17 protein-coding genes are annotated in these 18,002 nt (G+C 65.7%); 12 read left to right on the top strand and 5 right to left on the bottom strand.

Features of this window, described 5'->3' with window-relative positions:
* Positions 1-39 precede the first annotated feature (39 nt).
* From glpK to C1932_RS17115, 3 genes are all read right to left on the bottom strand, one after another.
* Positions 40-1,539, bottom strand: a complete 1,500-nt coding sequence (gene glpK / locus C1932_RS17125; protein WP_108762966.1) for a glycerol kinase GlpK — start codon at positions 1,537-1,539, stop codon at positions 40-42.
* Between the two features lie 164 nt (positions 1,540-1,703).
* Positions 1,704-3,185, bottom strand: a complete 1,482-nt coding sequence (gene glpD / locus C1932_RS17120) for a glycerol-3-phosphate dehydrogenase (RefSeq protein ID WP_108762965.1) — start codon at positions 3,183-3,185, stop codon at positions 1,704-1,706.
* 210 nt (positions 3,186-3,395) lie between these two features.
* The gene (locus C1932_RS17115) at positions 3,396-4,031 is read right to left on the bottom strand and encodes an OmpW family outer membrane protein (RefSeq protein WP_108754244.1); all 636 of its coding nucleotides are present in this window, start codon (positions 4,029-4,031) and stop codon (positions 3,396-3,398) included.
* A gap of 154 nt (positions 4,032-4,185) precedes the next feature.
* Here C1932_RS17115 and C1932_RS17110 point away from each other — a divergent pair, with 154 nt between their 5' ends.
* From C1932_RS17110 to lpdA, 3 genes are all read left to right on the top strand, one after another.
* Complete coding sequence (locus tag C1932_RS17110) at positions 4,186-4,734, top strand: DNA-deoxyinosine glycosylase (protein ID WP_199911974.1); 549 nt, start codon at positions 4,186-4,188, stop codon at positions 4,732-4,734.
* 167 nt (positions 4,735-4,901) lie between these two features.
* Positions 4,902-6,614 carry a dihydrolipoyllysine-residue acetyltransferase gene (gene aceF / locus C1932_RS17105; protein ID WP_108762963.1) on the top strand — a complete coding sequence of 571 codons (1,713 nt, stop codon included), beginning with the start codon at positions 4,902-4,904 and terminating at the stop codon, positions 6,612-6,614.
* Between the two features lie 106 nt (positions 6,615-6,720).
* The gene (lpdA, locus tag C1932_RS17100; RefSeq protein ID WP_108757234.1) at positions 6,721-8,529 is read left to right on the top strand and encodes a dihydrolipoyl dehydrogenase; all 1,809 of its coding nucleotides are present in this window, start codon (positions 6,721-6,723) and stop codon (positions 8,527-8,529) included.
* Between the two features lie 479 nt (positions 8,530-9,008).
* On the opposite strand, the gene C1932_RS17095 is transcribed toward lpdA, so the two are convergent.
* Positions 9,009-9,827: a hypothetical protein gene (locus tag C1932_RS17095; RefSeq protein WP_108763479.1), complete on the bottom strand. Its 819-nt coding sequence runs from the start codon at positions 9,825-9,827 to the stop codon at positions 9,009-9,011.
* A gap of 497 nt (positions 9,828-10,324) precedes the next feature.
* Here C1932_RS17095 and C1932_RS17090 point away from each other — a divergent pair, with 497 nt between their 5' ends.
* From C1932_RS17090 to C1932_RS17050, 9 genes are all read left to right on the top strand, one after another.
* Positions 10,325-10,657: a hypothetical protein gene (locus C1932_RS17090; RefSeq protein ID WP_057496518.1), complete on the top strand. Its 333-nt coding sequence runs from the start codon at positions 10,325-10,327 to the stop codon at positions 10,655-10,657.
* A 31-nt stretch (positions 10,658-10,688) separates the two neighbouring features.
* The gene (gene atpB / locus C1932_RS17085) at positions 10,689-11,489 is read left to right on the top strand and encodes a F0F1 ATP synthase subunit A (protein WP_108750365.1); all 801 of its coding nucleotides are present in this window, start codon (positions 10,689-10,691) and stop codon (positions 11,487-11,489) included.
* A 73-nt stretch (positions 11,490-11,562) separates the two neighbouring features.
* Entirely contained in the window at positions 11,563-11,868 is a 306-nt protein-coding gene (gene atpE, locus C1932_RS17080) for a F0F1 ATP synthase subunit C (RefSeq protein WP_005411133.1), read from the top strand.
* Positions 11,869-11,975: 107 nt separating this feature from the next.
* Positions 11,976-12,446 (top strand): F0F1 ATP synthase subunit B, encoded by a 471-nt coding sequence (locus C1932_RS17075; RefSeq protein WP_108750366.1) that lies wholly within the window; start codon positions 11,976-11,978, stop codon positions 12,444-12,446.
* Positions 12,447-12,448: 2 nt separating this feature from the next.
* A complete protein-coding gene (locus C1932_RS17070) occupies positions 12,449-12,976 on the top strand; it encodes a F0F1 ATP synthase subunit delta (RefSeq protein WP_108754239.1) in 528 nt (175 codons plus the stop codon).
* Between the two features lie 44 nt (positions 12,977-13,020).
* Positions 13,021-14,568 carry a F0F1 ATP synthase subunit alpha gene (atpA, locus tag C1932_RS17065; RefSeq protein ID WP_108754238.1) on the top strand — a complete coding sequence of 516 codons (1,548 nt, stop codon included), beginning with the start codon at positions 13,021-13,023 and terminating at the stop codon, positions 14,566-14,568.
* A 95-nt stretch (positions 14,569-14,663) separates the two neighbouring features.
* Positions 14,664-15,527: a F0F1 ATP synthase subunit gamma gene (gene atpG, locus C1932_RS17060; RefSeq protein ID WP_010481324.1), complete on the top strand. Its 864-nt coding sequence runs from the start codon at positions 14,664-14,666 to the stop codon at positions 15,525-15,527.
* A 38-nt stretch (positions 15,528-15,565) separates the two neighbouring features.
* Complete coding sequence (gene atpD, locus C1932_RS17055) at positions 15,566-16,972, top strand: F0F1 ATP synthase subunit beta (protein ID WP_032129045.1); 1,407 nt, start codon at positions 15,566-15,568, stop codon at positions 16,970-16,972.
* A gap of 2 nt (positions 16,973-16,974) precedes the next feature.
* Positions 16,975-17,397 (top strand): F0F1 ATP synthase subunit epsilon, encoded by a 423-nt coding sequence (locus C1932_RS17050; RefSeq protein ID WP_005419509.1) that lies wholly within the window; start codon positions 16,975-16,977, stop codon positions 17,395-17,397.
* 177 nt (positions 17,398-17,574) lie between these two features.
* Here C1932_RS17050 and C1932_RS17045 read toward each other — a convergent pair whose 3' ends face one another.
* Positions 17,575-17,961: a GtrA family protein gene (locus tag C1932_RS17045; RefSeq protein WP_108762962.1), complete on the bottom strand. Its 387-nt coding sequence runs from the start codon at positions 17,959-17,961 to the stop codon at positions 17,575-17,577.
* Positions 17,962-18,002 lie beyond the last annotated feature (41 nt).

Here is an 18,002-nt window from a genome sequence, read left to right as displayed (position 1 = left end):
TATTGGGGTAGCGCCGGGCCATGCCCGGCGCTACCGATCTCAATCGACGTGGAAGGCCAGGGTTGCGGCCACGGCCTGCTGCCAGCCGGCGTACAGTTTTTCCCGGCGGGCCGCCTCCATCTGCGGCTCGAAGCGCCGGTCCAGGCCCCACTGCGCGGCAATCTGCTCGCGGCTTTCCCAGAAGTCCACCGCCAGCCCGGCCAGATAGGCCGCGCCCAGCGCGGTGGTTTCGGTCAACCGCGGCCGCAGCAGCGGCACACCCAGGATGTCGGCCTGGAACCCGGCCAGGAAATCATTGGCGATCGCGCCGCCATCGGCGCGCAGCTCGCTCAGCGCAATGCCGGCATCGGACTGCATGGCATCCAGCACGTCGCGGGTCTGGTAGGCCATGGCTTCCAGCGCGGCCCGTGCGAAATGTGCCTTGCTGGTGCCGCGCGACAGGCCGAACATTGCCCCGCGCACGTCGCTGCGCCAGTAGGGCGCACCCAGGCCCACGAAGGCCGGCACCAGGTACACGCCGCCACTGTCGGGCACCTGCGCGGCCAGCGCCTGGCTCTGGCTGGCATGGTCGATCATGCGCAGGCCGTCGCGCAGCCACTGCACCACCGAACCGGCCACGAAGATCGAGCCCTCCAGTGCGTATTCGACCTTGCCGTGCAGGCCCCAGGCGATGGTGGTCAGCAGGCCGTTGCGTGAACGCACGGCCTGGTCACCGGTGTGCATCAACATGAAGCAGCCGGTGCCATAGGTGTTCTTCACCCTGCCCGGGCTGAAGCAGGCCTGGCCGAACAGCGCGGCCTGCTGGTCGCCGGCGATGCCGGCAATGGGAATGGGGTGGTCGAAGAAGAACTGCGGCCGCGTATGCGCGTACACGGCACTGGAATCGCGCACCTGCGGCAGCATGGCGCGCGGGATGTCCACCAGTGCCAGCAGGTCGTCGTCCCAGTCCAGCGTGTGGATGTTGAACAGCAGCGTGCGTGCGGCGTTGCTGTAGTCGGTCACGTGGGCCTGGCCGCCACTCAGGTTCCACACCAGCCAGCTGTCGATGGTGCCGAACAGCAGTTCGCCGCGCTCGGCGCGCTGCTGCGCACCGGGCACATGGTCCAGGATCCAGCGCACCTTGGTGGCCGAAAAATAGGCGTCGATCAGCAGCCCGGTGCGCTCGCGCACCAGTGCGTCGTGGCCTTCCGCGCGCAGGCGCTCGCAGATGGCCTGGCTTTGCCGCGACTGCCAGACAATGGCGTTGTGGATCGGCTGGCCGGTGGCGCGGTCCCAGACCACGGTGGTCTCGCGCTGGTTGGTGATGCCCAGCGCGGCGATCTGGCGCGGATCAATCTGTTCGCGGCTGAGCAGTTCGGTCAGCGTGGCATAGACGCTGGTGAGGATCTCGCGCGGGTCATGTTCGACCCAGCCGGGCTGCGGAAAGATCTGCGCGAACTCGCGCTGCGCGCTGCCGACGACATCGCCGGCGTGATCGAACAGGATGGCGCGTGAACTGGTGGTGCCCTGGTCGATGGCCAGCACGTAGCGGGGCGTCATGGAGCGTCTCCGGTGGCGATGGGGAAATCCTACGGCATCGCGATGGAAGGGGCGGTGTGCGGGATTGCCGGGGAATCGAATTGACGGCGTGGCGTGGGATTGCCGCGGAGCCGTAGAGTCGAGCTTGCTCGACTGCTTTCCACGGCAGTCGAGCAAGCTCGACTCTACCGGCCCTGCATCCGGGTCTGCAGGTGCGCTGCCTGCGCTGCATCCAGGCGCAGGCCGAGCTTGCTCCTGCGCCACAGCACATCTTCTGCAGTGCGTGCCCATTCGTGTTCGCGCAGGAACGCCACTTCGCGCGCATGCAGGCCGGCACCGAAGTCTTCGCCAAGCGCCGGCAGGTCACGCGCATCGCCCAGCAGTTCGGCGCTGCGGCTGCCGTAGGCGTGGGCCCAACGGTGCGCCAGGTCGGCGGGCAGCCATGGGGCGCGCTGCTGCAGCTGCGCGGTCGCATCTGCGGCGTCACCCCAGTCGCTGCCGGGCAGGGCGGGGCCGTGCGCGGTCCAGGCCGGACCCATCTGCGGCAGCGCGCCGCGCAGCACCTCCAGCGCCTGTTCGGCCAGCACGCGGTAGGTGGTCAGCTTGCCACCCAGCACGTGCAGCGCGGGCGCGCCGTCGTCCTGCAGCTGAAGCCGGTAATCGCGGCTCAGGCGTGCTGCGCGCGGGTCCGGGTCGGCCAGCAGGGGGCGCACGCCGGCGAACTGCCAGACCACCTGCGATGGCGTGACCGCATCGCGCAGGTAGCGGCTGGCTGCAGCGCACAGGTAGTCGATCTCTTCAGGCAGCACCGTGCAGCGTGCCGGGTCGCCGCGATAGTCGGTATCGGTGGTGCCGACCAGCAGATGGTCGCTGGCAAAGGGCAGCAGGAACACCACGCGGCCATCGGGTTGCTGCAGCAGGCAGGCGCTGTGCGCGGGCCAGGGCCGGCGCAGCACGATATGGCTGCCCTGCACCAGGCGCAGGGCAGGGGCGCCACTGTCGCCCTGCATCTGCTGCAGCAGGCTGCCCGCCCACGGGCCGGCGGCGTTCACCACCGCGCGGGCCTGCACGGCGAAGGGCGGTTCGGCGGCGGTCTGCAGCTGCGCCTGCCAGTGCGTGCCATGCGGCTGCACCTGCAGGCAGCGGGTGCCGGTCAGGATGCGTGCGCCGCGGCCAGCGGCATCAAGCGCATTGAGCAGCACCAGGCGCGCATCATCCACCTGTGCGTCGGCGTAGCTGAAACCGTGGTGCAGATGCGGTTGCAGCAGGGCGCCGATCGGGTCGGCCTGCAGGTCCACTGCGGTGGCGGCGGGAAAGGACGGGCTGCGCTGGCCCAGATGGTCGTACAGCCACAGGCCCAGCCGCAGCATCCAGCGCGGCCGCAGGTGCGGTTCCCACGGCAGCACGAAGCGCAGTGGCTGCACCAGGAAAGGGGCCTGCCGGCGGACGATCTCGCGTTCGCTCAAGGCCTTGCGCACCAGCGCGAATTCGCCCTGTTCCAGGTAGCGCAGGCCACCGTGGATCAGCTTGCTGCTGGCGCTGGAAGTGTGCGCGGCCAGATCGTGCTGTTCGCACAGCAGCACGCGCAGGCCACGGCCGCTGGCATCACGGGCGATGCCGGCCCCGTTGATGCCGCCGCCGATCACCAGCAGGTCTACCTCGTGCATGGCGCTCCCGTGTGTCCAGGTAGAGTCGAGCTTGCTCGACTGCCTCCCGCGTAGAGTCGAGCTTGCTCGACTGCTGGAGAAACAGTCGAGCAAGCTCGACTCTACCGAACAGGGCAGTCGAGCAAGCTCGACTCTACCGAATGCGGGTGACGGAAACGACGACGGGCCCCGCAGGGCCCGTCGCGTTATTGCAGTGAAGCGGGTAGGTGCTTAGAAGCGGGCACCGATACCGAAGCCCACGGTCCACGGGTCGATCTTGGCTTCACCCACCTTCACGCCATCGATCTTCACGTCCGGGCGCGAGCGCATGTAGCGCGCGTCGGCACGGGCGAACCAGGTGGAATTGATGTTCATGTCCACGCCGACGGTACCGATCACGCCCTTGGCATCCTTCAGGCGGATGTCCGAGGTGCTGCCATCGGACAGCGATTCATTGCTGAAGGCCGACTGGAAGTAGCCCACGCCCACGAACGGGCGGAACACGTTGTCGGCCTGGCCGAAGTGGTACTGGCCGCTCAGCGCGACCGGCTGCTGCTCGACGCTGCCCAGGCGGGCATTGCCCGGACCCTTCACGCGGTGGTCGAACTTGTCGGCGGCGCCCCACAGTTCAACGGCCCAGTTGTCGTTGACGTAGTAGCTGAAGCTGACGGTCGGCGCCGGACCACCATCGACCTTCTTCACGCCTTCGATCGGATCGTTCTTCGGCTGCAGCAGCGTCACCCCGCCAACCACGGCAAAATGCTTGCCTGAGGCGGTGTCGGTGCTGCTGCTGTCCTGGGCGAAAGCGGCCGGCGCAAAGGCGGCGGAAGTCAGCAGGGCGAGGCTCAGAATACGGATGGAGCGCATGGGGGAATCTCCTGATGTTTCTTGTTTTTGGGCCCCCGGTTGCGGGGCGAGCACACCGTAGTCGCCCCAACATGAATCGAATCCGACGCGCGTTAAAAAATGGTTTTCCTTGTTCAGCGAAAAGCGCGAAAGCGCTGTTTCAAAGGGGTTTTTGATGCGGCGTGATGTTCATGCTGTTGTAGATGATGTGAGTGTCGAACACCTGTGCATCGGCTTTCCTGCGCAGGTGAACGAAGACTGTCGCGTGTTGTTGCTCGGTTCGATGCCGGGCGTGGCATCGCTGCAGGAACAGCAGTACTACGCGCACCCGCGCAATCGTTTCTGGCCGCTGCTGGGCGCGCTGTGCGGTTTCGATTCGGGGCTGCCCTACACGCAGCGCCTGCACGCGCTGGCCGCTGCGCGGGTGGGGCTGTGGGATGTGATCGGCCAGTGCCAGCGGCGCGGCAGCCTGGATGCGGACATCGTGCGTGGCAGCGAAGTGCCCAATGCGCTGCCCGCGTTGATTGCCCGCCTGCCGTCGCTGGTGCTGATCGGCTGCAATGGTGCCGCCGCGGCGCAGGCCTTCCGGCGCTGGGTGCTGCCGCAGCTGGTGGCGCCGCCGCCGGTGCTGGCCTTGCCCTCCACCAGTCCGGCCAATGCCGCCTGGTCCTTGCCCCGCCTGCGCCAGGCCTGGCAGCCGGTGGCCGACGCACTGGCGACATGAAGCGGACATCGACGGGACAATACGCTACCCACTGGAAGCCCGCGCAGGCCCGTGGCAACAGCGTGTCCCGGTGGCGTGCGTACTGAAAACACCTGTAACGGTTGGCGCTGGCCCCCGCTGGCCGCACAATAGACGTTTCCCTACACCAGATTGCCGGAGTTATCCCCATGGCCGAAATCAAGGAAGCACTTGTCCCCGATATCGGTGACTACAGCGATATCCCGGTAATCGAGGTGCTTGTCGCCGTCGGCGATACGGTCAAGAAGGACCAGGGCCTGGTCACGCTGGAAAGCGACAAGGCCACGATGGAAGTCCCGTCCTCGGTCGCCGGTGTGGTCAAGGAAATCAAGGTCAAGGTCGGCGACAACCTGTCCGAGGGCAAGGTCGTGGCGCTGATCGAAGTGGCTGAAGGCGAAGCCGCCAAGCCCGCCGCTGCTGCCCCGGCTCCGGCCAAGGCCGCTGCCCCGGCCGCCGCCACCCAGAGCGCGCCGGCCCCGGCCGCTGCTGCCCCGGCCGCCCCGGCCGCCAGTGGCGGTGCGGTGGAAGCCCTGGTGCCGGACATCGGCGATTACACCGACATCCCGGTCATTGAAGTGCTGGTCGCCGTGGGCGACACGGTGAAGAAGGACCAGGGCCTGGTCACGCTGGAAAGCGACAAGGCCACCATGGAAGTGCCGTCCTCGGTGGCGGGCGTGGTCAAGGAACTGAAGGTCAAGGTCGGCGACACCCTGTCGCAGGGCGCCGTGGTCGCCATCATCGAGGCCGAAGGCGCTGCCGCTCCGGCCCCAAGCAAGGCCGCTGCCGCCGCCGCCCCGGCGGCTGCCGAGACCGCTACCAAGGTTGAGCCGGTCGCTGTTCCGGCGCAGCCGGACAAGCTGGCTGCCCGCGAGGTCGCCTCTGCCGGTACCCCGTCCAGCCCGCCGGTGCAGTTCAACGCCGATGGCGTGCTGCCGGCCAAGGTGCCCTATGCCACCCCGGCCGTGCGCGTGTTCGCCCGCGAACTGGGCGTGGACCTGCTGCAGATCAGCGGCACCGAAAAGGGCGGCCGCATCACCAAGGGTGACGTGCAGAAGTTCGTCAAGGCCGCGCTCAGCGGTGGCGTGCCGGCTGCCGGCGGTGCCGCCGTGGCCGCCGGTGGTGGCCTGAACCTGCTGCCGTGGCCGAAGGTCGACTTCAGCAAGTTCGGCGAAACCGAAGTGCAGCCGCTGTCGCGCATCAAGAAGATCTCCGGCGCGAACCTGGCCCGCAACTGGGCGATGATTCCGCACGTCACCCAGTTCGAACAGGCCGACATCACCGACCTGGAAGGCCTGCGCGTGGCGCTGAACAAGGAAAACGAGAAGGCCGGCATCAAGCTGACCATGCTCGCCTTCCTGATCAAGGCCAGCGCCGCGGCACTGAAAAAGTTCCCGGAATTCAACGCTTCGCTCGATGCCAGCGGTGAAAACCTGACCCTGAAGAAGTACTTCCACATCGGCTTCGCTGCCGATACGCCGAACGGCCTGGTCGTGCCGGTCATCCGCGACGTGGACAAGAAGGGCGTGGTGCAGATCGCGCAGGAAACCGGCGAACTGGCCAAGAAGGCGCGCGACGGCAAGCTGGGCCCGGCCGACATGAGCGGCGGCTGCTTCTCGATCAGCTCGCTGGGCGGCATCGGTGGCACCGCGTTCACCCCGATCGTCAATGCACCGGAAGTGGCCATCCTGGGCGTGTCCAAGTCCTCCATCCAGCCGGTCTGGAATGGCAAGGAATTCGCGCCGAAGCTGATGCTGCCGCTGTCGCTGAGCTACGACCACCGCGTGATCGATGGCGCCCTGGCCGCACGCTTCACCACGTACCTGTCGCAGGTACTGGCCGACATGCGCCGCGTGCTGCTGTAAGGCCGCGCTTCGCCCCCACCGTGCGGCCGCTGCCCCTGGCGCGGCCGCGTGAACAGATGCAGTGACAGCCCGCCGGCCCGCCCGGCCGGGCACGAGGAAAACCACCATGGCCACGATTGAAGTCAAGGTTCCCGACATCGGCGATTACAGCGATGTGCCGGTGATCGAAGTGTTGGTCGCCGTCGGCGACACGGTGAAGAAGGACCAGGGCCTGGTGACCCTGGAATCGGACAAGGCCACCCTGGAAGTGCCGTCGTCGGCCGCCGGTGTGGTCAAGGAAATCAAGGTCAAGCTGGGCGACACGCTGTCCGAAGGCGCCGTGGTCGTGCTGCTGGACGCTGAAGGCGCCGCCGAAGCCCCGGCCAAGGCCGCCGCGCCGGCCCCGGCGGCGGCCGCCCCGGCCAGCAAGCCGCCGGTGACCCCGTCGCACCGCGCCCCGGCCGAGCCGGCGGCACCGAAGCCGGCGCTGTCCAGCGGCAAGCCGGCCGACATCGAATGCGAAATGGTCGTGCTGGGCTCGGGCCCGGGCGGCTACACCGCCGCCTTCCGCGCCGCCGACGTCGGTCTGGACACCGTTCTGGTCGAGCGCTACGCCAGCCTCGGCGGCGTCTGCCTCAACGTGGGCTGCATTCCGTCCAAGGCGCTGCTGCACGCTGCCGCGGTCATCGACGAAGTGGCCCACGCCGGCGATTTCGGCGTCGAGTTCGGCAAGCCGACCATCACCCTGGACAAGCTGCGCCAGTACAAGGAAAAGGTCGTCAACCAGCTGACCAAGGGCCTGGCCGGCATGGCCAAGCAGCGCAAGGTCCGCAGCGTGCAGGGCGTGGGCAAGTTTGTTTCCGCCAACGAGCTGGAAATCACCGCCGCAGACGGCAGCACCCAGCTGCTGCGCTTCCAGAAGTGCATCATCGCCGCCGGTTCGCAGGCGGTGAAGCTGCCGAACTTCCCGTGGGACGACAAGCGCGTGATGGATTCCACCGACGCGCTGGAGCTGGCCGAAGTGCCGGGTTCGCTGCTGGTCGTCGGCGGCGGCATCATCGGCCTGGAAATGGCCACCGTGTATGGCGCGCTGGGCAGCAAGGTCACCGTGGTCGAGTTCATGGACCAGCTGATGCCGGGCGCTGACAAGGACCTGGTCAAGCCGCTGGCCGACCGCCTGAAGAAGCAGGGCATCGAAGTACACCTGAAGACCAAGGCGTCGGGCGTCACCGCCGATGCCAAGGGCATCACCGTCACCTTCGAAGCGGCCGAGGAAGGCCAGGCGCCGGCACTGGCGCAGGGCACCTTCGACCGCGTGCTGGTGGCCGTGGGCCGCTCGCCGAACGGCAAGAAGATCGATGCTGAAAAGGCCGGCGTGCAGGTTACCGATCGCGGCTTCATTCCGGTCGACCGGCAGATGCGCACCAACGTGCCGCACATCTTTGCCATCGGCGATATCGTCGGCAACCCGATGCTGGCCCACAAGGCCACGCACGAGGGCAAGCTGGCCGCCGAAGTGGCTGCCGGCCACAAGAAGGAATGGGTCGCCCGGGTGATCCCGTCGGTGGCTTACACCAACCCGGAAATCGCCTGGGTGGGCGTGACCGAGACCGAAGCCAAGGCCAAGGGCCTGAAGGTCGGCGTGGCCAAGTTCCCGTGGGCCGCCAGCGGCCGCGCGATCGGCATCGGCCGTACCGAAGGCTTCACCAAGCTGATCTTCGACGAAGAGACCCACCGCATCATCGGTGGTGCCATCGTCGGCGTGCATGCCGGTGACCTGCTGGCCGAAATCGGCCTGGCCATCGAAATGGGTGCCGAAGCCGAAGACATCGGCCACACCATCCACGCGCACCCGACGCTGAGCGAATCGGTGGCGATGGCCTCGGAAATCTACGACGGCACCATCACCGATCTGTACATGCCGAAGAAGAAGTAACGCGCTCGCGCGCTGTAAACAAAAACCCGGCGAAAGCCGGGTTTTTTGTTGCCTGAAGCATGCGTGGGGCTTCGGTTGCTGCTGTGGCGAGGGTCGGGGCCGCGCCGCGGGTGGCAGGCATTCCGGCAAATGTCCCCCGGCTGCCGCCTGGCGGCGCCAGCCTCCTCCTTGAATTTGCCCGAATGCCTGCCACCCGCGATGCGGCTCGGCTTGCGGCGGGCAAAGGCCGTGCTCCTATTCCCTCCTGTGGCAGAGATGATCCCTGGCACGCGGGTGTGGAGGGCGCTGCGGGCGAATCAAAGGAGGAGGGGACGGCCGCAGGCCGGCGCCGGGGGACATTCGCACGCAGCGCCCTCCACAGCCCGCGCCCGACACACCCACAGCCGAGCGTTCCACACACCGCACAGAAAAACGCGGCGCCTGGTTGCCCGGGCGCCGCGTCGGAGAGAGAGAGAGAGAGAGAGAGAGAGCGGTAACGCTTAGAAGCTGACGCTGATACCGGCCACCGGGCCCTTGAATTCCTGCTTCAGGCCGATGGTGCCGTCGCTGCCCTTCTTGTCAGCATCCAGCTTGAACCAGTCGTAGCCGGCGAAGATGCCGAAGTTGTCGGTGAAGCGGTAATCAACGATGGCGTTGGCGCGGCTCAGGTCACCCTTGTAATCATCGAAGCTGCCCCAGCGGGTGTTCAAGTACTGGCCCTGCAGGGTGATCATCCACTTTTCCGACGGGGTGAAGCTCAGGCGCGCGCCGACCACCGGGGCCACACCGTCGGTCTTCTCGTCCAGGAACTGGCCTTCATACACGGTGCCCAGATCGGCATAGCCCTTGGTGCTCACCTTGGCGTACTCGGCACCCAGCTGCAGGCCCAGATCGAACGTTTCAGTGTCCACCACCGAGTAGTCGTACACCAGGCTGGCCACCTGGTACTTCAGTTCGGCCTTGACGAAGCTGTCGGCCGGCACGTTGACGTCACCGAAGGTGATGTCCTGGCCCAGCGTCTCGCGGCGGTCCTTGTCGTACTTGAAGTAGTTGAACAGCAGGCGCTGGCGGTCGCTGATGCGGAACATGCCGTCGATGCGCGGTTCCCATTCCTTGCCGCCCAGCTTGAAGTCCTCGGAGAAGCCGATGTCCTGGCCGGCCACGTTGGTCTGGCCACGCAGCGTGTTGTCCGAATCGATGTTCATCGCACCCAGGCGCAGGGCGAAGCGATCGTCACCTTCGGCAGCGTGGGCGGACGAAGCGAAGGAGGCGCCGGCGGCGAGCAGCGAGAGGGCAAGCAGGGTGGGTACGGAGCGCATCAGAGAGTCCTTGCGGTGGTTCATTCGGGATGAAGGCCACTGTGCCGGACGCGCGCGTCCACCCTACGTGAACGTATGGTCCACGTTGCGTGGACGGTTCAGCGCGATCATGACGTTGCAAAGAAGATGGCCCCGGAGCGCGCTTCGGGGCCATCCTGGGACCTGCAGGGCGGAGCATCGACGAGGAAGTGCAGCAGGCAGGTCGAAAGGTCAGACTGCAGGCGTGCGGGAAAGTTCCCGGCCGTGCGACCAAAGTTCAATACGCTGCGCTGCAGCATGCGGCGGACGCCATTGTCCCCCTGCTGGGCCCTAAAAAACCTGCCGTTCCCGCAACTTGCGGCTTCCGGGATGAACAGGCAGCGGTTGTCTCGCAAATTGTCCCATTGCTATAATTTGGCGGCTCGATGAGGCACCCCCTGTTTCAGCAGCCTCAGCCATTCACTTGTAACCACGTGGGACGTCCTGTGCTGAACTCCGTTGAAGCGGGTCGGCGACTGATGCTGCGCGCCGCGGTCTACCCGCTGGCTGCAGTCGCTGTGCTGGCTCTGGCCTTCCTCCTGGTAGGGCCGAAGTACGCCCTTGGCGCTCTGGCGTCCGGGGTGGCGATCTCGGCCGGTGGCTGGGTCGCGGCACGGATGGCGCTCAGTGGTGGGGCGGTGGCAGCGGGTTCGGCGATGGCGCGGCTGATTGTCGCGATTGTCGCCAAGTGGGTCGTGGTTTTCGGCGTCCTGCTGGTGGGGTTCCTGGTCTTCAAGCTGCCTGCATTGGCGCTGCTGGCCGGTATCGCCGTCGGTTTGATGTTCCAGGTCCTGGCCATGGCCAGGCGTTGACAAAAATTCAATTAACGAAGGTTCCGGACACATGGCGGGCGAGGCTCTAACCCCTACCAGCTACATCCAGCATCACCTGCAGAACCTGACCGCCCCGGTCGGTAACGGCGAAGGGATGTTCTGGCACATCCACGTCGATACGTTCCTCACCGCGGTCCTGATGGGCCTGGTGATCGTGGTCGCGTTCTGGCTGGGCACCCGCAAGGCCACCGCTGGCGTGCCGGGCAAGTGGCAGGCCTTCGTGGAAATCTGCCTGGAGTTCGTCGACCGCCAGGCCAAGGACACCTACCACGGCAAGAGCAAGCTGGTCACGCCGATCGCCATCACCATCTTCTTCTGGATTCTGCTGATGAATCTGCTGAAGATGATCCCGGCCGATTTCATCGCCAAGCCGCTGGAAATGGCCGGTATCCACTACTGGAAGCCGGTGCCGACCGCTGACGTCAACGCCACCCTGGGCATGGCCTTCAGCGTGTTCTTCCTGATGCTGTTCTTCGCCCTGCGTGCGAAGGGCCTGGGCGGTTTCATCAAGGAATTCCTGACGGCGCCGTTCGGCAAGTGGATGATGCCGTTCAACCTGATCCTCAACATCGTCGAGTGGCTGAGCAAGCCGATCTCGCTGGCGATGCGACTGTTCGGCAACATGTTCGGCGGCGAAATCGTGTTCCTGCTGATCTGGGTGCTGGGTGGTGCCGGTTTCTTCGGTGCCATTGCCGGTGGTGCGTTCGGCCTTGGCTGGATGCTGTTCCACCTGCTGGTGATCCCGCTGCAGGCCTTCATCTTCATGATGCTGTCGATCGTGTACCTGAGCCTGTCGGAAGACGCTCACTAAAGTTCCAAGCTTCAACGCGTTTCAACCTTCATCCGTTTCATCACCCTTAGCAACTTAGTTCCTGGAGATAACCATGTACTTCGCCGTCCTGACCAACTTCGCGCAGATTCAGAGCTCCACCGCCCTTGCCGTCGGCATCATGATCGGCCTGGCCGCGCTGGGCGCCGGTCTGGGTCTGGCCATCATGGCTGGTAAGTTCCTGGAGTCGGCCGCCCGCCAGCCGGAACTGATCCCGGTCCTGCAGGTCCGCATGTTCATCACCGCCGGCCTGATCGACGCCGCGTTCATCATCTCGGTCGCCGTCGGCCTGCTGCTGGCCTTCGCCAACCCGCTGTCGGCCGCCTTCGCTGGCGCCGTCACCAAGGCTCTGGCCGGCTGATACAGCGGTTTGAGACGACCGGGTGCTGATGCACCCGGTTTCGGATGAAGGTCCGGGTGCGCCGCTCCGGCGGCGCATCCACCCCGAAACCAGCGATCGAGCTAACCATGAATATCAATTTCACCCTTCTTGCGCAGGCGCTCGCCTTCGCTGGTCTGATCTGGATCATCGCGACCAAGATCTGGCCGCCGCTGATGAACGCGATCGAAGAGCGCCAGCAGAAGATTGCTGAAGGCCTCGCCGCTGCCGACCGCAGCCAGAAAGATCTGGCCCAGGCGCAGGAAAAGGTCAACGAAGCACTGAAGGACGCACGCACCAAGGCCAACGAGATCATCGACCAGGCCCACGCGCGCGCCAACCAGATCGTCGACGCTGCCCGTACCGAAGCGATCACCGAAGCCACCCGTCAGAAGGAACTGGCCCAGGCTGAAATCGACGCCGCCGCCAACCGTGCCCGTGAAGATCTGCGCAAGCAGGTGTCCGCGCTGGCCGTGACCGGTGCCGAAAAGCTGCTCAAGCGCGAAATCGACGCCAACGCCCACAAGGCGCTGCTCGACGAGCTGGCCTCGGAGATCTAAGGATGAGCCAGGCCCTCACGCTTGCCCGCCCGTACGCCCGCGCCGCCTTCGCGACCGCGCGCGACGAAGGCACGTTCGCGCCGTGGTCGGACGCCCTCGCGTTTTCCGCCCACGTCGCCGCCGACCCGCGCGTGGCGGCCCTGCTCGCCAACCCGGAGCTGGGTCGTGACGACGCCGTCGCCCTGCTGGCGCCGGTGAACCACGGCGAAAGCTACTCGCGTTTCCTGGCCATCCTGGCCGAATCGCATCGTCTGCCGCTGCTGCCGGAAATCGCCGGCATGTACGACGCCCTGCGCGCCGAAGCGGAACAGGTGGTCAAGGCCACCGTGACCTCGGCCGCCGAACTGTCGGCCGGCGAGCTGGACGCGATCAAGGTCGCGCTGCGCAAGCGCTTCAACCGCGAGGTCGATGTGACCACCGCGGTGGATGCCTCGCTGATCGGCGGCGCCGTGATCGATGCCGGCGACGTGGTCATCGATGGTTCGCTGAAGGGCAAGCTGGCCCGTCTGCAGACCGCGCTCGCTAACTGAATTCATTTAACGTCCGGCCCCGCTGCCGGCACTAGGACTTGACGATGGCAACCACGCTCAACCCCTCCGAAATCAGCGAACTGATCAAGAACCGCATCGAGAAGGTCAAGCTGGCCGCGGAATCGCGCAACGAAGGCACCGTGACCAGCGTGTCCGACGGCATCGTGCGCATCTTCGGTCTGGCCGACGTGATGCAGGGCGAAATGATCGAACTGCCGAACAACACCTTCGCCCTGGCCCTGAACCTGGAGCGCGACTCGGTCGGCGCCGTGGTCCTGGGTGACTACGAGAACCTGCGCGAAGGCGACGTCGCCAAGACCACCGGTCGCATCCTGGAAGTGCCGGTCGGTCCGGAACTGCTGGGCCGCGTGGTGAACGCCCTGGGCGAACCGATCGACGGCAAGGGCCCGCTGGGCACCGACGTCACCGCCCCGGTGGAGCGCGTTGCTCCGGGCGTGATCTGGCGCAAGTCGGTCGACCAGCCGGTGCAGACCGGTTACAAGTCGGTCGACTCGATGATCCCGATCGGCCGTGGCCAGCGCGAGCTGATCATCGGCGACCGCCAGACCGGCAAGACCGCCATGGCCATCGATGCGGTGATCAACCAGAAGGGCACCGGCATCAAGTGCGTGTACGTTGCGATCGGCCAGAAGGCTTCGACCATCGCCAACATCGTGCGCAAGCTGGAAGAAAACGGCGCGCTGGCCCACACCATCGTGGTTGCCGCTACCGCTTCCGAATCGGCTGCCATGCAGTACATCAGCGCCTACTCGGGCTGCACCATGGGTGAGTACTTCATGGACCGCGGCGAAGACGCGCTGATCGTGTACGACGATCTGTCCAAGCAGGCCGTGGCCTACCGCCAGATCTCGCTGCTGCTGAAGCGCCCGCCGGGCCGCGAAGCCTACCCGGGTGACGTGTTCTACCTGCACTCGCGCCTGCTGGAACGCGCTGCCCGCGTGTCCGAGGAATACGTCGAGAAGTTCACCGAAGGCAAGGTCACCGGCAAGACCGGTTCGCTGACCGCGCTGCCGATCATCGAAACCCAGGCTGGCGACGTGTCCGCCTTCGTTCCGACCAACGTGATCTCGATCACCGACGGCCAGATCTTCCTGGAAACCGACCTGTTCAACGCCGGCATCCGCCCGGCCGTGAACGCCGGTATCTCGGTGTCGCGCGTCGGTGGCTCGGCCCAGACCAAGATCATCAAGAAGCTGTCGGGCGGCATCCGTATCTCGCTGGCCCAGTACCGTGAACTGGCTGCGTTCGCGCAGTTCGCCTCGGACCTGGACGAAGCGACCCGCAAGCAGCTGGAGCGCGGCCAGCGCGTGACCGAGCTGATGAAGCAGAAGCAGTACGCGCCGATGTCCATCGCCAACCAGGCGCTGTCGATCTACGCCGTCAACGAGGGCTACCTGGACGACGTGCCGGTCAACAAGCTGCTGGCGTTCGAAGAAGGCCTGCACGCCCACTTCGCCAACACCCAGGGCGAACTGGTCAGCAAGGTCAACGCCACCGGCGGCTGGGACAACGACATCGAAGGTGCCTTCAAGAAGGGCATCGCCGAGTTCAAGACCACCGGCAGCTGGTAATCGCGGTCCTGTAGAGCGGAGCCATGCTCCGCTGGACCAGATGACAAACGGTTGAACAACGCGGGGCAACAGCCCCGCGCCACGGGAAACAAGAGATGGCAAGCGGACGCGAAATCAAAACCAAGATCAAGAGCGTGCAGAACACCCGCAAGGTGACGCGCGCCCTGGAAATGGTCTCGGCCTCCAAGATCCGCAAGGCGCAGGATCGGATGAAGACCTCGCGTCCGTACGCGCAGGCGATGAAGCAGGTGATCGGCCACCTGGCCCAGGCCAGCACCGATTACCAGCATCCGTTCCTGGTCGAGCGTGAGCAGGTCAAGCGGGTCGGGTTCATCGTGATCTCCTCCGATCGCGGCCTGGCTGGCGGCCTGAACAACAACCTGTTCCGCAAGATGCTGGGCGAAGCCAAGGCATGGCAGGACAAGGGTGCTGAAGTGGACCTGGTGACCATCGGCCAGAAGGCATCGACCTTCTTCCGTCGCGTGAAGGTCAACATGGTCGGCAGCGTGACCCACATCGGCGACGTGCCGAAGCTGGAATCGCTGATCGGTGTGATCAAGGTCATGCTCGACGCCTTCACCGAAGGCAAGGTCGACCGCGTGTACCTGGTCTACAACCGCTTCGTGAACACCATGGTGCAGAAGGCCAGCTTCGATCAGCTGCTGCCGCTGCCGCCGGCTGAAAAGCAGGTCGCCCACCATGACTGGGACTACCTGTACGAACCCGATGCCGCGACCGTGCTCGAGCACGTGATGACGCGTTACATCGAATCGCTGGTGTACCAGGCACTGCTGGAAAACGTCGCCTCCGAACATGCCGCACGCATGGTCGCGATGAAGGCGGCGAGCGACAACGCCAACAAGCTGATCGGCACCCTGCAGCTCGTCTACAACAAGGCGCGCCAGGCAGCGATCACCCAGGAAATCTCCGAAATCGTCGGCGGCGCGGCAGCAGTCTGACCGCGTTCGTTCAAAGCACACATTTAGAGGATGCAGCAATGAGTCAGGGCAAGATCGTTCAGATCATCGGCGCGGTCGTCGACGTCGAATTCCCGCGTGAGTCGGTGCCGAAGGTGTATGACGCACTGAAGGTCGACAACACCGAAATCACCCTTGAAGTCCAGCAGCAGCTGGGCGACGGCGTGGTGCGTACCATCGCCCTCGGTTCCACCGATGGCCTGAAGCGCAACCTGGTCGCCACCAACACCGACCGCGGCATCTCCGTGCCGGTCGGCGCTGGCACCCTGGGCCGCATCATGGACGTGCTGGGCCGTCCGATCGACGAAGCCGGCCCGGTGGCCGCCAGCGACAGCTGGGAAATCCACCGCGCGGCCCCGTCATACGAAGACCAGAGCCCGGCCACCGAACTGCTGGAAACCGGCATCAAGGTCATCGACCTGATGTGCCCGTTCGCCAAGGGCGGCAAGGTCGGCCTGTTCGGCGGCGCCGGCGTCGGCAAGACCGTCAACATGATGGAACTGATCAACAACATCGCCAAGGCGCACAGCGGTCTGTCCGTGTTCGCCGGCGTGGGTGAGCGCACCCGTGAGGGCAACGACTTCTACCACGAAATGAAGGACTCCAACGTCCTGGACAAGGTGGCGATGGTGTACGGCCAGATGAACGAGCCGCCGGGCAACCGTCTGCGCGTCGCCCTGACCGGCCTGACCATGGCCGAGTACTTCCGCGACGAGAAGGACGAAAACGGCAAGGGTAAGGACGTCCTGCTGTTCGTCGACAACATCTACCGCTACACCCTGGCCGGTACCGAAGTGTCGGCACTGCTGGGTCGTATGCCGTCTGCCGTGGGTTACCAGCCGACCCTGGCCGAGGAAATGGGCGTCCTGCAGGAACGCATCACCTCGACCAAGAACGGTTCGATCACCTCGATCCAGGCCGTCTACGTTCCCGCGGACGACCTGACCGACCCGTCGCCGGCGACCACCTTCGCCCACCTGGACTCGACCGTTACCCTGTCGCGTTCGATCGCCTCGCTGGGTATCTACCCGGCCGTCGATCCGCTGGATTCCACCAGCCGCCAGATGGACCCGCTGGTCATCGGCCACGAGCACTACGACACCGCACAGCGCGTCCAGCAGACCCTGCAGAAGTACAAGGAGCTGAAGGACATCATCGCCATCCTGGGCATGGACGAACTGTCCGAAGAAGACAAGCAGGCCGTGTCGCGCGCCCGCAAGATCGAGCGCTTCTTCAGCCAGCCGTTCCACGTGGCCGAAGTGTTCACCGGTTCGCCGGGCAAGTACGTGCCGCTGAAGGACACCATCCGTGGCTTCAAGGCCATCGTCGATGGCGAGTACGACCACCTGCCGGAGCAGGCGTTCTACATGGTCGGCGGCATTGAAGAAGCGGTCGAGAAGGCCAAGAAGATGGCTGAGAAGGCCTGATCATGAGCACCATTCGTTGCGACATCGTCAGCGCTGAACAGGAAATCTTCCGTGGCGAAGCGACCCTGGTCGTGGCGACCGGTGAGCTGGGCGAGCTGGGCATTGCGCCCAAGCACGCCCCGCTGATCACCCGACTCAAGCCCGGCAAGGTCGTGGTCACCACACCGAACGGCGAGCAGCTGGATTTCGCCATTTCCGGCGGCATCCTGGAAGTGCAGCCGCAGGTAGTGACCGTGCTGGCCGACACCGCCATCCGCGCCCAGGACATCGACGAAGCCTCGGTCCGCAAGGCCAAGGAAGAAGCCGAGCGCATCCTGGCCAACCGTGGTGAAGCGATGGAAGTGGCCGAAGCCCAGCAGAAGCTGGCCGAAGCCGTGGTCCAGCTGCAGGCCCTGGAACGTCTGCGCAAGAACCTGAAGCACTGAGGTTCACCCGCAGCACCCACGAAAACGCCGGCCCAGTGCCGGCGTTTTTGTTTGTGCGGCAGGCGCTGGAATGGGCTGGGGCATCACCGATGGGGCAGAACCAACGGCGCGACACATCGACCGGGCAAGAAGCGACGGGGTAGAGTCGACCGTTGGTCGACTATCGCGCGCAGCGCCTCAGCGGTACACCACAAACCGCATCAGCAGGAACGACACGCACGCCAGCCCGCCTTCCACCAGCGGCTTGGCCAGCCACGCATACTGCAGGCCCAGCGCATGGTCGGCGGCGGCCACCAGCAGGGTGCTGGCGATCGTCATCAGCACCCACAGCGCCAGGAAGCGCGCGAACCGGCGCCAGCCCAGGCGCTGGCCGCCCTGCGCATCGGCGAAGGTGTAGCGCCCGTTGAGCCAGAACCCCAGCAGCATGCCACCCAGACGCCCGGCCACGTTGGCCGGCACCACCGGCATGCCCGCCGCCGTGCAGGCGACGAACAGCAGCCAGTCCAGCAGCAGCTGGGCCAGACCGATCACGAGGTAGGAGGTGCCTTGGCGGAACAGGCTCATGGGCAATGGAGTCTGCAGGGATGCCCATGTTAACGGCCTGC

The sequence above is a fragment of the Stenotrophomonas sp. YAU14D1_LEIMI4_1 genome (assembly GCF_003086815.1).
In the GTDB taxonomy this organism is placed as follows: Bacteria; Pseudomonadota; Gammaproteobacteria; order Xanthomonadales; family Xanthomonadaceae; genus Stenotrophomonas.
The sequence above is the reverse complement of the archived record's forward strand: the minus strand, read 5'-3'. Positions and strand labels throughout refer to the sequence as shown.

Excerpts from the sequence above, each read along its gene's own strand:
- glpK (WP_108762966.1), bottom strand. The coding sequence starts at position 1,539 with ATGACGCCCCGCTACGTGCTGGCCATCGACCAGGGCACCACCAGTTCA.
- glpD (WP_108762965.1), bottom strand. The coding sequence starts at position 3,185 with ATGCACGAGGTAGACCTGCTGGTGATCGGCGGCGGCATCAACGGGGCC.
- C1932_RS17115 (WP_108754244.1), bottom strand. The coding sequence starts at position 4,031 with ATGCGCTCCATCCGTATTCTGAGCCTCGCCCTGCTGACTTCCGCCGCC.
- C1932_RS17110 (WP_199911974.1), top strand. The coding sequence starts at position 4,186 with ATGCGGCGTGATGTTCATGCTGTTGTAGATGATGTGAGTGTCGAACAC.
- aceF (WP_108762963.1), top strand. The coding sequence starts at position 4,902 with ATGGCCGAAATCAAGGAAGCACTTGTCCCCGATATCGGTGACTACAGC.
- lpdA (WP_108757234.1), top strand. The coding sequence starts at position 6,721 with ATGGCCACGATTGAAGTCAAGGTTCCCGACATCGGCGATTACAGCGAT.
- C1932_RS17095 (WP_108763479.1), bottom strand. The coding sequence starts at position 9,827 with ATGCGCTCCGTACCCACCCTGCTTGCCCTCTCGCTGCTCGCCGCCGGC.
- C1932_RS17090 (WP_057496518.1), top strand. The coding sequence starts at position 10,325 with ATGCTGCGCGCCGCGGTCTACCCGCTGGCTGCAGTCGCTGTGCTGGCT.
- atpB (WP_108750365.1), top strand. The coding sequence starts at position 10,689 with ATGGCGGGCGAGGCTCTAACCCCTACCAGCTACATCCAGCATCACCTG.
- atpE (WP_005411133.1), top strand. The coding sequence starts at position 11,563 with ATGTACTTCGCCGTCCTGACCAACTTCGCGCAGATTCAGAGCTCCACC.
- C1932_RS17075 (WP_108750366.1), top strand. The coding sequence starts at position 11,976 with ATGAATATCAATTTCACCCTTCTTGCGCAGGCGCTCGCCTTCGCTGGT.
- C1932_RS17070 (WP_108754239.1), top strand. The coding sequence starts at position 12,449 with ATGAGCCAGGCCCTCACGCTTGCCCGCCCGTACGCCCGCGCCGCCTTC.
- atpA (WP_108754238.1), top strand. The coding sequence starts at position 13,021 with ATGGCAACCACGCTCAACCCCTCCGAAATCAGCGAACTGATCAAGAAC.
- atpG (WP_010481324.1), top strand. The coding sequence starts at position 14,664 with ATGGCAAGCGGACGCGAAATCAAAACCAAGATCAAGAGCGTGCAGAAC.
- atpD (WP_032129045.1), top strand. The coding sequence starts at position 15,566 with ATGAGTCAGGGCAAGATCGTTCAGATCATCGGCGCGGTCGTCGACGTC.
- C1932_RS17050 (WP_005419509.1), top strand. The coding sequence starts at position 16,975 with ATGAGCACCATTCGTTGCGACATCGTCAGCGCTGAACAGGAAATCTTC.
- C1932_RS17045 (WP_108762962.1), bottom strand. The coding sequence starts at position 17,961 with ATGAGCCTGTTCCGCCAAGGCACCTCCTACCTCGTGATCGGTCTGGCC.